General features: G+C 57.1%; 12 protein-coding genes. 1 reads left to right on the forward strand and 11 read right to left on the reverse strand.

Annotated elements, in window-relative coordinates:
- The first annotated feature begins 46 nt into the window (after positions 1-46).
- Entirely contained in the window at positions 47-946 is a 900-nt protein-coding gene (locus tag LBK75_01360; GenBank protein ID MDR1156946.1) for an AraC family transcriptional regulator, read from the forward strand.
- Between the two features lie 32 nt (positions 947-978).
- On the opposite strand, the gene LBK75_01365 is transcribed toward LBK75_01360, so the two are convergent.
- The 11 genes from LBK75_01365 to LBK75_01415 all read right to left on the reverse strand — a co-directional run bounded on the left by LBK75_01365 (position 979) and on the right by LBK75_01415 (position 14634).
- Positions 979-1512: a hypothetical protein gene (locus LBK75_01365; GenBank protein ID MDR1156947.1), complete on the reverse strand. Its 534-nt coding sequence runs from the start codon at positions 1510-1512 to the stop codon at positions 979-981.
- 80 nt (positions 1513-1592) lie between these two features.
- Positions 1593-2687, reverse strand: coding sequence for a galactose ABC transporter substrate-binding protein (locus tag LBK75_01370; GenBank protein MDR1156948.1), 1095 nt, complete (start codon positions 2685-2687; stop codon positions 1593-1595).
- 85 nt (positions 2688-2772) lie between these two features.
- Positions 2773-3747 carry a substrate-binding domain-containing protein gene (locus tag LBK75_01375; protein MDR1156949.1) on the reverse strand — a complete coding sequence of 325 codons (975 nt, stop codon included), beginning with the start codon at positions 3745-3747 and terminating at the stop codon, positions 2773-2775.
- A gap of 3 nt (positions 3748-3750) precedes the next feature.
- On the reverse strand, positions 3751-5586 hold the full coding sequence (locus LBK75_01380) for a sensor histidine kinase (protein MDR1156950.1): 1836 nt from the start codon (positions 5584-5586) through the stop codon (positions 3751-3753).
- Positions 5552-7177: a response regulator gene (locus LBK75_01385; GenBank protein ID MDR1156951.1), complete on the reverse strand. Its 1626-nt coding sequence runs from the start codon at positions 7175-7177 to the stop codon at positions 5552-5554. Before LBK75_01385 ends, LBK75_01380 begins: the two co-directional genes overlap by 35 nt.
- Positions 7178-7430: 253 nt before the next feature.
- Positions 7431-8708: a beta-methylgalactoside transporter permease gene (gene mglC, locus LBK75_01390; protein MDR1156952.1), complete on the reverse strand. Its 1278-nt coding sequence runs from the start codon at positions 8706-8708 to the stop codon at positions 7431-7433.
- A complete protein-coding gene (locus tag LBK75_01395) occupies positions 8705-10231 on the reverse strand; it encodes a sugar ABC transporter ATP-binding protein (GenBank protein MDR1156953.1) in 1527 nt (508 codons plus the stop codon). The genes mglC and LBK75_01395 overlap by 4 nt, the downstream gene beginning before the upstream one ends.
- 263 nt (positions 10232-10494) lie before the next feature.
- Positions 10495-11625, reverse strand: coding sequence for a galactose ABC transporter substrate-binding protein (locus LBK75_01400; GenBank protein MDR1156954.1), 1131 nt, complete (start codon positions 11623-11625; stop codon positions 10495-10497).
- Between the two features lie 183 nt (positions 11626-11808).
- A complete protein-coding gene (locus tag LBK75_01405; GenBank protein MDR1156955.1) occupies positions 11809-12045 on the reverse strand; it encodes a hypothetical protein in 237 nt (78 codons plus the stop codon).
- Positions 12046-12055: 10 nt separating this feature from the next.
- Positions 12056-13111, reverse strand: a complete 1056-nt coding sequence (locus tag LBK75_01410) for a beta-methylgalactoside transporter (GenBank protein MDR1156956.1) — start codon at positions 13109-13111, stop codon at positions 12056-12058.
- Between the two features lie 14 nt (positions 13112-13125).
- Positions 13126-14634 carry an ATP-binding cassette domain-containing protein gene (locus tag LBK75_01415; protein ID MDR1156957.1) on the reverse strand — a complete coding sequence of 503 codons (1509 nt, stop codon included), beginning with the start codon at positions 14632-14634 and terminating at the stop codon, positions 13126-13128.
- Between the last annotated feature and the right edge of the window lie 97 nt (positions 14635-14731).

Consider the following 14731-nt stretch of genomic DNA (forward strand, 5'->3'; position numbering starts at 1 on the left):
TATTACACAATTTTATAACAATCTTGCATACTTGGGAGTGTGTGGGATGGAGAAGATCATTTTCACAGATAAGAATCAGATGGAGATCAAAGCGTCGCATGGCACGCTGGCGTTTCCCTTCCATGTTCATCCTGAAAAGATCTTGAATTACAAAGGGCAGCAGTTCGATTGTCACTGGCACAAGGAGATGGAATTGACGCTGATTTGTGACGGAGGCATGGGGTACAAGGCCAACGACAGAGAATATTTTCTCACGGCGGGAGATTGCCTGTTTATCAATTCCAATGTCCTTCACATGGGTTGGTCCGTCGAGCGGCAGAACTGTTCTTACTATGCGGTCACGGTCAATCCGACGATGTTTGGCAGAGACGACAGCGCCGTCATGCAAAAGTACGTGACGCCTGTTTTGAACAGCAATATGCTGTCATCCTATTTATTCCGAAAAGAGATCGATTGGCAAAAAAATATCATTGACGCAGTCAAAAAGATGGAGATGATCTATCGACAAAAAGCCATCTGCTATGAGATTGTGATTGTCGGACTGTTGATGGAGATATGGGGGCTGTTTTGCCAGAATATTGAAAGTGTTCTGCAAACAAATGATATGACCCCCAAGAGTGTGGGTCATATCAAAAATGTTTTGTCCTATATATTTGCCAATTACGACACCAAAATCACCCTGGCCGACATGGCGGCGGCGGCCAACATCTCTAAAAGCGAGTGCAGCCATGCCTTCAAACGCTTTATGAGGGAGACGCCCTTTGAATACCTGCTGCGGTACAGGGTGGAAAAAAGCCTCCCTGCCCTGATGGACCCGACGCAGTCCATCACAACCGCGGCCCTGTCCGTCGGTTTTTCCAGCGCGAGTTATTACGCGGAAATCTTCAAACGGTGCATGGGCATGACGCCGAGAGAGTACCGCAAACAAGAGGCGCTTGATGGATGATGCGTCTGTGAGTGTACCCTATGCCTTTGGTGTCATTTGGCTTTGGCCGGTTGTTTCGTTTCTAAGTAGGAACCGCAAAATTCACATTCGCCGACTGTACCTTCTATGAGTTTGCTCTTGGCGCCGCAGCCCTCGCATTCGACGAGTACGTATTTTGTGCCGGACGGCGGCGGTGCGGCTGTTCGGGCAGGGGCGGTTTGAAGGGTGGGCGGTGGACGTTTGGGCGTCTGTGTCTGCGTGGAGGCCACCGAGGCGACGAGAGAGGTGGCGAGGCCCAGGGCCGTCATACCGGAGCTGCGCTTAGCCCGGCGCATCCGTTTGCCGGTCGAGCTGCCCCAAATCACCAACACGAGGCCAATGACCGCCAGAATCGTGGGCAGCGAAGGAAGAACGATGGGTTCGCTGCCACGCAGGAGCAGAGCACCGAGGAGCACGGGGACGGAGTAGAAAAGAAAGATCACGCCGAAGATAACCTGCGCAAAGGCAATCACAACCCGCGTGAGAGAATACTCCCTCCCACTTCGGTGTGTGCGCGTGCTCGTACGCCGGCGAGTATATCTGCCCATGTAAAACCGCTCCCATCTCGACAAATTGGAATATTTTTATAAAATCTTTGCCCACTTGGACGCTTTCGTGGGCGTCCGCTTTAGCTTGCCTCTATGTACTTTGCCACATTGGCGGGGGTGATGGTCTCGTAGGGGAGCCGGATGTATTTTCCGTCCTCCAGGTCGTCGGGCAGGGGAGAGCCGGTGGCGACGGCGCAGGCCAAGTCCAGCATCCCTTGGGCTTGGCCCAGGGCGTTGTTTAAGACCGTGCCGGTCATCTCGCCCTTTTGCAGCGCCTGCAGAGCCGCGGGCGTGCCGTCGATACCGAGGACGACGGGCCAGTCCTCCGGCGCCACGCCGGCGCGGTGCAGCGCGTCGATAGTGCCCAGCGCCATTTCGTCGTTGTTTGAAAACACCACCTCAATGGCGTTCGCATGCGCCTCCAAAAACTGCGTCATCTTGTTGTCCGCTTGCGCCCGGTTCCAGTTGGCGATCTCGTCACCGAGGCGCTCCAGCCGATAGCCGGCCGCCTCCACCGTGCTTACGCTGTACTGAGTACGCATGATCGCATCCTGATGACCGGCCTCGCCCTCCAGCATCACGTACTGCAGGAGACCATCGCCGTTGCGGTCCACCTTTTTGAAGTCGGACCGGCAGAGATCTATCAAAATCCGTCCCTGCAGCCGGCCGCTCTGGAGCGCCATGGCGCCAACATAATACAGTTTGCTCCAACGTTCAAGATCCTCCTCCACCAGCTCGCGGTTGAAGAAAATTACCGGGATCTCCGCGGTCTCAGCGAGGTCGATGATCACCGAGGCGTCGGTGCGATCCACAATGTTGATGCAGATGACGTCGCATCCGCTCTGGATAAAGTCCTCCACCTGGGCGTTTTGGTCCATCTGACTGCCGGCGGCGCTCTCCTGCAAGATCGTGATTGTCGTGTCCAGTGCCTCCTCCTTCTCGCGTGCCAGGCGGAGAAACCGGTCGGTCAAGAGGCCGATGAACGTATCGTATTGGTCGTAAATGCTCACGCCTATCTTGATGTTCCGCGTCTCTCCGTCGGGGGCGGCCTGTCCGCACCCGGCGGCGGCAGCCAACACCGCGGCGGCGCAAAGCAGCCTAAGGGACTGCCAAACAACAGCTTGCAAATGCTTGCTTGTCTTTTTGACGCAATACTTTGTCGTCTTCTCTCGCAAGGCGCAAAGCCCTCCTATCTGTCTCACTGCCGATGTCCCTTCTCTCGGACCGTCGGTTTTATCAAACATCCTGACACTTGAACCATCACTGGATGATCGGGAAGATCAGCCGCTGGATGTCGGGGTCGTACATGTTGGCACGGTTGATGTAACGAAATTCCACCCATGTGGGGTCCGCTTGGGAGACGGCGCCCATCTCGCCGGCGAGCTGCATGAGCGCGAGGTAACCGATCTTGTACTCGTTTTGGCAGCAGAGGCCGTCGATGAGACCCTGGTCGAGCGAAGCGATGATCTTGTCGCTGTGGCCGATGCCGTAGAGCGCCGGCGGCAGAGAGATGTCCTGCAGCGCATCGATGGCGCACTCCAGCGCCTCGGTGCTGAAGGCCACGAGACTACGGGCCGGCTGGCTCTGCAAGGACTCGGCGATGGCCTGGGCCAGTTCGGCGTCGGCCGCAGAAAAACGCCACTGTGTCAGGGCGATCCCCAGCGCCTGCGCTTGCCGCACAAAGGCGTCGTAGCGCAGGCGCACGCTGTCCCGGTAGAGGTGGCTCTGCAGCAGCGTCGCCTCCGTGATGCCTCCGGCGGCCATCTGGACGGCCAGTTCCTCGCCCATGCGTTCGTCGTCGGCGCGGATGGCCGGCCGGTCCGTGCCCGCGCCGGTCTCCACCGTGACCACGGGGATGCGCGGAGCGACCTGTTCGGCCAGGAAGGCGGCGATGGCCTCGCTGTCCGCCGCCGCGACGATAAGGCCTTGCGCGCCGCCGGTGATCTCGCGCTGCAAAAGCCGAATCTGCTCCTCGGGGCCGGTCGGCGGCGCGAGCACCACCGCCGGGTTGCTCCAGCCGAGTTCGTCACAGGCCTGACGCAGCCCCTGGTTCAGGGGCACCCAGCGGTCGGCCCGGTCCCCATACAACATGACGCTAAACGGGTTGGGCGGCGGCTTCTGGACAGGCAGATCGCCGTCCAGCACCACCGACAGCAGCAACACAAAACAGAACCCAATGAGTACAAAAAGCGCGGGAATTCGAATCTTCCAGAACCATTTTGTCCACGTTCTCATCGCTTACGCCTCGCTTTCCGGTGCGCGGCCGCCCATGTCCACCGGCAGATGGATGTACACCGTGGTGCCCACATCCACCTCGCTCTCGATCTCCAGCCCATAGGCCTCGCCATAGTACAGTCGGATGCGCTGGTGCACGTTGCGCAGCCCGATGCCGCTGCCGCGCTTGCTGCCGGCGGATTTGCCGGCCTTGTCCGTGAGCAGGGCCGGCAGTTTGTCCTGCGGAATGCCGAGGCCGTTGTCCCGCACCTCGATGTAGACGTCGTCTCCGCGGCGGCGGCCGCTGAGCGTGATCACCCCGTCGCCGTCCATCAGTTCCATGGCATGGTAAATGGCGTTTTCGAGCAGTGGCTGGATGATCAGTTTGATGGTCTGGAAATCCTCGATCTCCGGGTCGACGTCCATCTTCACCGTGAATTTGTTCTTGTAACGGATGTTTTGGATGTACAGATAATGCCTCGCGTGCTGCAACTCGTTGCGGATGGGGATGAGTGCGCTGCCCTGAGACAGCGAGATGCGAAACAGGTTTGCCAGCGCCGTGACCATCGAGATGGCCTCCTTGTACCGGCCGCTCTCGATCATCCAGACGATGGAGCCCAATGTGTTGTACAGGAAATGCGGATTGATCTGCGCCTGCAGGGCGTCGAATTCGCTTCGGCGTTTGTCCTCCTGTTCCCGCACAATCTCCCGCATCAGGCCGCGCATCTGTTCCACCATCGAGCGGATCGTACTGCCCAGATGCTCGATTTCGTAGGGGCCGCCCACATAGATATCGAGGTCCAGGGAGCCGTGTTCGAGGTCTTTGACGGACTGTTCAAGTTTCTTGATCGGGTTGGCCACGCGGGAAGAGACAAAGCTGTTGACAATGATGAGCAGGATGATGGCAAAACCTACCACCGCGATGACAAACAGGCGCACCTGGTTGAAACTGAAGGCAAATTCGCTGTTGGGGATAACGCTGACGACACGCCAGCCCGTATACCCCACGGTCTTGACCACCACCTGCCGTGTGGCGCTTTGGAAAGTCTCCTCGTGGAGACCGTCGGAGTAACCGGCGGCGACGAGATTGTTCTCCTGGTAAAGATTCGAGTAAATCAGCCGCTGCTTGGGGTGGTAGATAATCTCGCCGTTCGGGTCGATGAGGTACACATAACCGGCCGTATCGGTGCCGATGCGCGAGAAGATCTGTTCGATGCCGCTGTAGTTCATGTCCACCAGCAACACGCCGCGGCTGGTCTGGCCGCGGCGTGTGAGCTCTACCACACGGCTGAGCGACACCACCCAATAGTAACGGTAGTTGTTGGCAATGAAAAGATTTTGCACATGCGGGGCGGAGAAGTGCAGATTTTCCATCGTCGTCGTGGCACGGGTAAACCACTCCTGCTGCGTGACATGGACCGGTTTCATGACAGAAACCGGCGAGGAGGCCACCCACGCCCCGTCCTCGGTGAAGCAGGCGATGCTGATGAGGGAGTTCCGGTTGGCCTCGTAGAGGAGATCCATCTCCTTTTCGAGCGCCTGCGGTTCTGAGATGTCAGCCTTTTTGATGGCACTGTAATACATCGAGTCCGAGATGCGCATCATGTTGCGCGTGTAATTTGTCACATTGAGGGTGACTTGATTTACAAGCTGCTGGTTTTCCTGCAGCATCGTGTTTTTGAGGGAAGAAGTAAATTGGGTATACAAAAGAAACCCGACCCCCACCATGCAGCCGATGGCCACAAGAGTGAAGGAGGTAGAGATCATGAACTGAATGCTCTTGCCCCGCAGATAACGGCGCGCCCGCTCAAACGCCGGACCGCCGCTAGCTTCCGACACCGTCCGCTTGTCCCGTCTCATGGGTTGTCATCCTGTCGGTTCTATATTTGGAAGGGGACACGCCGTAGTGCTTTTTGAAGACGTAGCTGAAGTAGTTCGCGTCTGCGTACCCCACTTTTTCGGCAATCTGATATGTCTTGAGGTTGGTGGCGTCGAGGTGTTCGAGCGCCTTTTCCATGCGCAGTTTTGTGAGGAAAGCGACGAAATTAAGCCCGGTTTCCCGTTTGAAGATCGTAGAAAAGTACGCCGGGCGGAGATTCAGCACCGTACACACCTCGTCGGCGGAGAGGTCGCTCTCCGGGTAGTGTTCGAGAAGATAGACGCGCGCTTTGTCGACAATGAGACGTGTCGTGTCTTTGCGCGTGCGCCGAATGAGGCGGCGCAGATTTTCACAGTATTCAAGCAGACGCCGGCCCATCTCGTCCAGGTTTCTAAACTGAAAAGCGGATTTTTCGGTGAGCATCGTCTCCAAACCGGCCTCCCGGGCGTCCAGCTTGTAGGCGCGGATGAGCCCCAAAAAACCGGTGGAGATCTCAAGCAGGAGGATATGGTGCTGCTGAAGGCTCAAGTGCATGCTTTTGAGATAGTGAAGCAGTCGTTTGACGGCCGCCTCCAGGTCCTCCCGACCGCCGACTTTGATCTGGCGCAAAACGTCGTCTGTGTAGCTGCTGTCCATGTGCGCGAAGCCGTCTGAGTCCGGCTCGATGTCGCCCAAGTATACGCATTGGTCGGCGTCCACGAGGATCTGATATTCGAGCGCCTCTCGCGCCTCACGGTAACTGCGGGCGATGTCGGGCAGAGCCTCGCATGGGTGCCCCACGCCGATCGAGAGCGCCAGCCCCAGGATCTTGCGGGCGGGCAGAAAGAGACGGTTCAGCGCGGTGATAAGCGCCTTCATGTCCATCTCCACGGGCAGCATGAGCAGCAGCACGATGGCCTCCGGCGTGTGCAGCGGACGGCAGGGGAGCGGCAGCATCTCCGAGATCGTCTGTTGCAGGGAGTACATCAGCAGCGTGATGTCCTTGGCGGGGGCCGGTTCCATCGGTCGTACGACGGCCACACAGTAGCGGTCCGCGTCGAGGTTCAGGTGGAACTCTTCCAGGCGGTGCGCCAGTGTGGCGGTGTCGGCGCGCCCCTCCAGAAGGTTCATCAGCAGCTGCTGCTGCATGAGCGGCAAGCTCTCCTCGTAGTAGCGGCGCAGACTCTGCAAGTCCTGTTTTTTGGCGATCTCCTCATCCAGAGAGGCCCGCAGGCGGCGAAAAACGCCGGCAAGCTCCTTGGCGTCAATGGGCTTTAAGATGTATTCCTGCACCTCCAGCTTGATGGCCTCTTTGGCATATTCGAACTCGTCGAACCCCGAAAACACCGCCACCCGCACGCTGGGCAGGACTGCCTTGACCCGCTTGCAGAAGGTGAGACCGTCCATAAAAGGCATCTTGATGTCGGTGAGGATAACATCCGGCTGCAGCTGCTCCGAGAGTTCGAGCGCCTCCTCGCCGTTGCCCGCCTCGCCGGAGAGATGGAACCCGAGGGATTCCCAGTCCAGCGTCCGGGCAATGGCTTGGCGCACCTCCACTTCGTCGTCCACAAGCAGCACTTTATAGTATTGCATTTGATTCCTCCCACTTATGTCGCCGACCAATGCGATTTTCTTTCGCATTTCTGCAAAAGTGCAAGATTGTTGTGAAATTTTGCAATAATCTTCTATAATACTTTTTTAAAAAGCATTATACTTGCATTGGAACGAGGGTATGCGCACATGGTTCAGGTGTCGAACGTGCGTTTGACACCTGAACTGTACATATGGCAACCCGGGCGTCCGGGGACGCCCGGGTTGCCATACCGTGACGGTAGTCCGCCAGCACTTATTTTTTGTTGTACTTGGTCATGTCGATGGCCACCGCAATCGCGATGATGGCGCCCTTGATGATCTGCTGCCACATCGGGGAGAGGCTGATGAACTGGAGGCCGTACTGAATGACGGAGAAGATGAGCACACCGGAGACAATCCCGCCCACTTTACCGATTCCGCCGTTCAGGCTCACGCCGCCCACCACGCAGGCGGCGATGGCGTCCAGTTCATAACCGTTTCCGTAGTTGTTCGTGGCGCCGGCCGTACGCGCGGCCTCCAGAACGCCGCCGATGCCGTACATGGCCGCGCCGATGACGAAGATAAACAAAATGGTGACGTACACATTGACGCCCGAGACGACAGCCGCTTCGCGATTGCCGCCGATGGCGTAGACATTCTTGCCAAACACGGTTTTGTTGAGGACAAACCAGATGAGTACGCAGAAAAACAAGGCAATCGGCACGAGGATCGAGATCCCTTTGAAGGACTTGTCCAGCCCGAAGAGCCCCTCAAAGATACGGGCCTGTCCGATGCTGGAGAAATCCGTGCGGATGCCGCCGATGGGCTGTGAATTGTTGGGGGACATGTCGAAATAGAGGCTGGCCGCGCCGTACACCATGACCTGCACGGCCAGCGTGGCGATGAAGGGATGCATCTTAAACTGGGCCACCAGGAAACCGCTGATAAGGCCGAAACATATGCAGGCCCCGATGGCGATGAGAATCGGCCAGATGACGGAGATGTCTATGTACTTGCCAAAGAACAGATGTCCGTAATCTGCGTTTTGCAGCATCGAACCGACGATGACGGCCGAGAGGCCCACCATGCGGCCGGCCGACAGGTCCGTACCGGCAATGATCAGCGAGAAGCAGATGCCGAGGGCGATGACGAGGCGCGGGGACGCGAGTTTGAAGATGTCCAGCACCACCGTCACCTGCATGAACATCGGCTGGATGACACAGATGACGCCCACGAGCACGAGGAGCGCGATGATGATGGCGTTGTTGAAAAAGAACTGCGAGGCCGTCCGACCGGAGATGATCACTTCACTACTGAGTCTGGCGCGCCGCAGGAACTGCACGCCGCCCCTGAGAAACAAAATGATACCGATGAGCACGACCAAAATCGGAAGGTCATAAATCGACGCCTTCAGTGACGTATTCAGACCGGGGATCACGGCGCCCAGAAGGCCTACCAGAAACAGGGCTCCCCCCGCAATGATGAAGATCATGGAATACGACGTCCGAGAGAGGGAAAAGCCGCTGCGGGCACCCGCCTGAGAGCTGTTCATGACACTTCCTCCTCAATATGTTGCGTCTCGAATTGGGTGGCGAGGCGCATGATTTCCACCTGGCTGAAGGTGGAGGGATCGTCTAAGATGCCGGTCACACGGCCTTCGCACATCACCATGATGCGGTCGCTCATGCCGAGGAGCTCGGGCATTTCGGAGGAGATCATGATGATACTCTTGCCCTGCGCGGCCAGGCTGTGCATGATGGTATAGATCTCAAACTTGGCGCCCACGTCGATGCCGCGGGTGGGCTCGTCGAGAATCAGGATGTCCGGCTCCGTGAGCAGCCAGCGGGCCAAAAGTACTTTCTGTTGGTTGCCGCCGGAGAGATTCTCCATGAGAACAGAAAGACTCGGCATTTTGACGTCGAGTTGTTTGCACCCCCGGTCGGCCGCCTCAATGCGGCGGCGGCCGTTCAGCACGCCGGCCCTTGCATAATTTTTTTGGTTGGCAATGACGGTGTTGTCGAGCACCGAGAGGATGCCAAAGATGCCCGTGGCCCGGCGTTCCTCGGTGAGCAGGGCAATGTGGTGCTTCTTGGCCTTGCGCACATTGTCGACCTCGACCCTGCTGCCGTCCTTGTACACAATGCCGCTGCGCAGGCCGCGCAGGCCAAAGAGCGATTCGACGAGCTCGGTGCGCTGGGCCCCCACGAGACCGCCGATGCCTAGGATCTCCCCGCGCCGCAGCTCAAAGTTGACGTCGCGAAAAGAGCGCAGGTTTGAGGACGAGTAGTTCTCCGTCTTCAGTGTCACTTCCGTGCCCGGCGTATACTCTTTTTTGGGGAAACGGTGGGTGAGGTCACGGCCCACCATGCGGTTGATGATGATGTCGGTGGTGAGTTCGCCCGCGGGCCAGACGCCCACGTTTTTGCCGTCGCGCATGATGCTTACTTCGTCGGAGATCTTGAGGATCTCCTCCATCTTGTGCGAGATGTAGATGATCGCACGGCCCTCCGACCGCAACCGGCGGATGATTGTGAAGAGATGTTCCACCTCTGTCTCGGTGAGCGAGGAGGTGGGCTCATCCATGATGATGATTTTCGCGTTGTAACTGATGGCTTTGGCGATTTCCACAAGCTGCAAGGTGGAAGCCGAGAGATCGCCCGCCAAAACCTCGGGCTGGACGTCGAGGTCCACCTGTTTAAACAGTTCCCGCGTCTGTTCGGCCATGGCCCTGTGGTTGACCGCGCACAGCATCTTGGGGAACCGGCCCAGCCAAATGTTTTCCATCACGGGGCGGAAACGGATGGGGTGCAGCTCCTGATGGATCATGGAGATGCCGAGATCCAGCGCCTGCTTGGACGATGTGATCTTGGTGGGGGTCCCGTCCAGAATGATCTCGCCGGCGTCTTCCTGATAGATGCCAAACAGGCACTTCATCAGCGTGGACTTACCGGCGCCGTTTTCACCCATCAGGGCGTGGACCGATCCGGGACGCAACTTGAGATTCACATTGTCCAGAGCGACAACGCCGGGGAATATCTTGGTAATGTTGTTCATTTCCAGAACATATTCGCCCATGCAATTGATCCTCCTAGAGGCCTTGCCGGATCCGCGGCGCCACGCACCAAAGCGGGGCCGTGAAACCCGCGGCAAGGGAGATTTTTCATATGCCCGAGGACAGGAAGATACAGCCGGCGTGCCGAGAACACGCCATTCTCCATAGATGCTATCGCGAGGTACGGAACGGGGGACGCGTAAGCGCCAGCTTCCGCGTCCCCCGTCGTATCATGACGCTTTGGCAAGCAAACTCGTCATGTCAAGTTCTTGCGCAGACGATGTGATTACTGGAAGTCCGTGTAATTGTCAACGGTGACCTTCACATAGGGGATCCAGACATATTTGCCGTCTGTCACCGCATAGCCGATGTTGGCTTCGTTGATCTCAAGCCCCTTCGCGGCGGCATTCGCGATCTGCACGGTGGCGGCGCCCTGGTTCACGGCGTCGTTCAGAACCGTGCCCAGCAGCTCGCCTTTGCTCATGGACTCCAGCGCCGGCGCGGTGGCGTCAACGCCGACCACCGGGATGTACTTGGTAGCGTCGCCGGTGTTGTAACCGTTCGCCTTCAGGGCCTCAAGGGCACCGAGCGCCATGTCGTCGTTGTTCGCGAGCACGGCTTCGATCTTGTCCAGGCCGATGGAGGAGATCCATGTGTTCATGAGGTCGGTCGCCTTCGGTTTGTCCCACGTGGCGGAGTCGATGGCGAGCAGAGAGTCGTCGAGGTTCTGGTCGGAGTCGACCGCAAGATTGGCTTCCACGAGAGCCTTCTGGGAGTACTCGGTGCGCAGCTCGGCGTCCTGGTGGCCTTGCTCGCCCTTCAGCAGTACGTACTGGAGCTTGCCGTCGCCGTTTTTGTCAACGCTGGAGTTTGCATTCCAATAGTCAACGAGGATCTGGCCGGACATGGTGCCGGACTCCTCGGCCTTTGCGCCGACATACCAGATCTTGTCATACCCCTGCATGACGTCGGCTTCCGGCTCACGGTTCAGGAAGACGACCGGCAGATCAGCGCTGCGGGCCAGATCGGTGATAGAACCGGCGGCGGTGCGGTCAACGGCGTTGATGGCCAGCGCGTTGACGCCCTTCGTGATGAAGGCTTCCACCTGGCTGTTTTGGGTGGGCTGGTCGTTGCGGGAATCTTGGATATCCAGCAAGGCGCCGAGGCCGGTGGCGGTGTCTTGCATGGCGTTGCGCACGCCGGTCATGAAGGTGTCGTCAAACTTGTAGATGCAGGAACCGATGTTTGCTGTGGCGGCGGCCGGCGGGGGTTCGGGGGTGTCGTCGCTCGCGGGCGGGGTGGGCGTGTTGGTGTCACCGCTGGCCGGCGGGGTGGGTGTGGGGGTGGTATCTCCACCACAGGCGGCTACCGAGATAACCAGGAGCAGGGCAATCGCGAGCACCAAGAACTTTTTCATGCTTTGTCCTCCTTATTATGATATTGAATCCGCATGCGAACAACCAAATTGCTTGCCCACACAAACAAATTATAAACAACGTTTTCTCAAAAGGCAATAGAAATTTTTCGTCTTTTCCTTAAAATTTTTCTATTCTAGGGCCTCTGACGGCGCTATACCTGGAACGCAGCCGGCGGTCGACTTCTATGATTTTAAAAATATTCCAATTGCAATGGCTACGATCAACGCGGCGCAAACGATGCCGATGACAATGTTCATCGTACGAACGGACACATTGATACGAGCATACAGATTGTCCCGCAAGCGCCTCCGCACCGCCCTCTCGCGCTCGGCAAGCGCCTTCTCTCGCGCCGCCAGTTCGGCTTCGCGCTGGACGAGGGGGGTTTCTTCATCGCCTGTGAGAGAATTCTTGTTGTCCATGATCTACTCCTTACTTTTTGACCAGGTACTTCCTTACATCGATGGACACGGCCAGAATGATGATGAGGCCTTTGATGATGTACTGGAGGTAAGGGTTGACGCCGAGAAAACTCAGCGAGTAGTTGATCATCTGAAGCAAGACGACGCCAATCACCACCCCGGGGATGGTGCCGACACCGCCGGAGAAAGAGACGCCGCCGATGACGCAGCCTGAGATGGCATCCAAGTCGTAGTTGAGACCCGTGCCTGTGTTGACAGATTGGATGCGACCGGCCTCCAGACAGGCGGCCACACCGTACAGCACGCCCGCGACCAGATAAACGCCCATGATGTTTTTGGCAATGTTGACGCCGGACACGGCGGCGGCCTCTTTGTTTCCGCCAATAGCGAACATGTTCTTGCCCAGTGCGGTCTTGTTCCACACCACCCACATGATAACGGCCGCGACGGCGAAATAAATGATGAGGTACGGCAGCGTGAACCCGCCTGATCCATCCTCTTTTTTCTTGATAATCTCGAAGCCGCCGTTCACAAAGTTCAGGAACGTCTGGTTGAAAGAGGAGAGCGCCTGTGCGCCGTTCTCCTGACTGTCAATGTAGATACAGGTGACGCCGAAGGCGATGAGCTGGGTGCCCAGCGAAACGATGAAGGCGTGCAGATTTAGTTTAGACACGCCGAAGCCATTGATCGCGCAGAACACCATCGCGATGGCGATACTGAGCACGAGCGGCACGATCACCGGCAGATCCGTCGTGATGTTTTTGTACATGCGAGACGCGTAAGTCACGGACTGCATCAGGGAAGCGGACACCGCGGCACAGACGCCGACGATGCGCCCGGCGGACAGGTCGGTACCCGCCAGTACGATCATACCGGCGGCGCCGAGCGCCAAAATACCCCTTGTGGAGGCTTGGGTGAGAATCTTGGTGAAATTAGAAATCGATAGAAATGCGGGGTTGATCGAGATGACCACGACGATCATCAAGCCAAGGATGATGTACAGTGCGTAACTGAGCAAAAAATCGTTAACTTTCTGCCTGTTTAAGGGGGATTTTGTATTCTCCATCGTTGATCCCTCACTCAATTGTATTTGGCGGCCAGACGCATGATGTCTTCCTGCGCGGTTGCCTTTACCTGTTCGTTGATTTCCAGTGCCCCCGCAAGCCGACCGTTGGACATGACCAGAATGCGGTCACAGATGCCGATGAGCTCCGGCATTTCAGAAGAAACCATCACAATGCTTTTTCCACGGCTCGCCAAATCGATGATCAACTGGTAGATCTGATATTTGGCGCCCACGTCAATGCCGCGGGTGGGTTCGTCCAGAAGCAGTACGTCGGGGTCCGTGAGCAACCAGCGGCCCAGAATGACTTTCTGCTGGTTCCCGCCTGAAAGCGAACGGATGTGGGTCTTGTAGCTAGGCGTCTTGATGCTCATGGAATCAATCGCCCAGTTGGTGTCTTTGAGCATCTTCTTTTCGGAAAGCAGCCCGTAGTGGTTGTACGCGGGGAGATTGGCCAGCACGGTGTTGAAGAGGATGCTTTGCAGCGGGATGATCCCGGTGGCGCGGCGCTCCTCTGTGAGCAGTGCGAACCCGTTTCGGATCGCGCGCTTGGAATCCCGGTTGTCTACCTTCTGCCCCCTGAGGGTCACACATCCATCGCTGTGGTGCGCGATCCCAAAAATGGTCTCCACCAGTTCTGTTCTGCGGGAACCCACCAGACCGGAAACGCCGAGGATCTCTCCCTTGCGCAGTTCAAACGACACATCGATGCAAGAGGGCATATATTTTCCGGTGAGACTCTGCACTTGCATAAGTACTTCACCGGGTACATTCTTTTTAGGCGGGAAACGGTTGGTCAGCTCGCGGCCGACCATCAGCCGGATGATTTCATCTGTGGTAAGGTTGCTGGCCTGCTTGGTGGCCACCCACTGTCCGTCCCGCATGATGGTGACATCATCAGAGATTTGCAAAATCTCCTCCATTTTATGGGAAATATAAATGATGCCAACACCCTTGTCCCGCAGTTTGAAAATGATTTGGAAGAGATGTTCTACCTCCTCGTGCGTCAGAGAAGATGTCGGTTCATCTAGCACAAGGATTTTGGCGTTGTAAGAAACAGCTTTGGCGATTTCTACCATTTGACGTTGCGAGACGGAAAGCTTGCCGATCATGAAGCGGGGATCTACATTAATATCCAAATCTTGAAAAATTTCTTTGGTTTTTTCGTACATGAGCTTGTGACTAATCAGACCGTTTGCTTTGGGGAAGCGCCCCAGCCAAAGATTTTCCATGACACTGCGCCGCAATACCTGGTTCAGTTCCTGATGCACCATGGCCACGCCGTTTTCCATGGCCTGCCTAGGGTTGTCAAACCGCACTTCCTGCCCTTCGATACGAACGGTACCACTGTCTTCGCGATATACGCCGAACAAGCATTTCATCAGTGTACTCTTGCCTGCGCCGTTTTCTCCCATCAGAGAGTGTACGGTGCCTTTTTGGAGCACCAGATGGACATCGTCCAGGGCTTTGACGCCGGGAAAAGTTTTGTTGATGCCAATCATCTCTAAAAGAGCAGACTGTTCCATCCGTCGTCTCACCACACTTTCAGTATTACTCTGCCGAGTGATGCTCTTTCAGGGTCGCTCTGATCACATTGGGGACGCACCGGCAACTTGCTGGATG

The organism is Oscillospiraceae bacterium (genome assembly GCA_031265355.1).
In the GTDB taxonomy this organism is placed as follows: domain Bacteria; phylum Bacillota; class Clostridia; order Oscillospirales; family UBA929; genus JAIRTA01.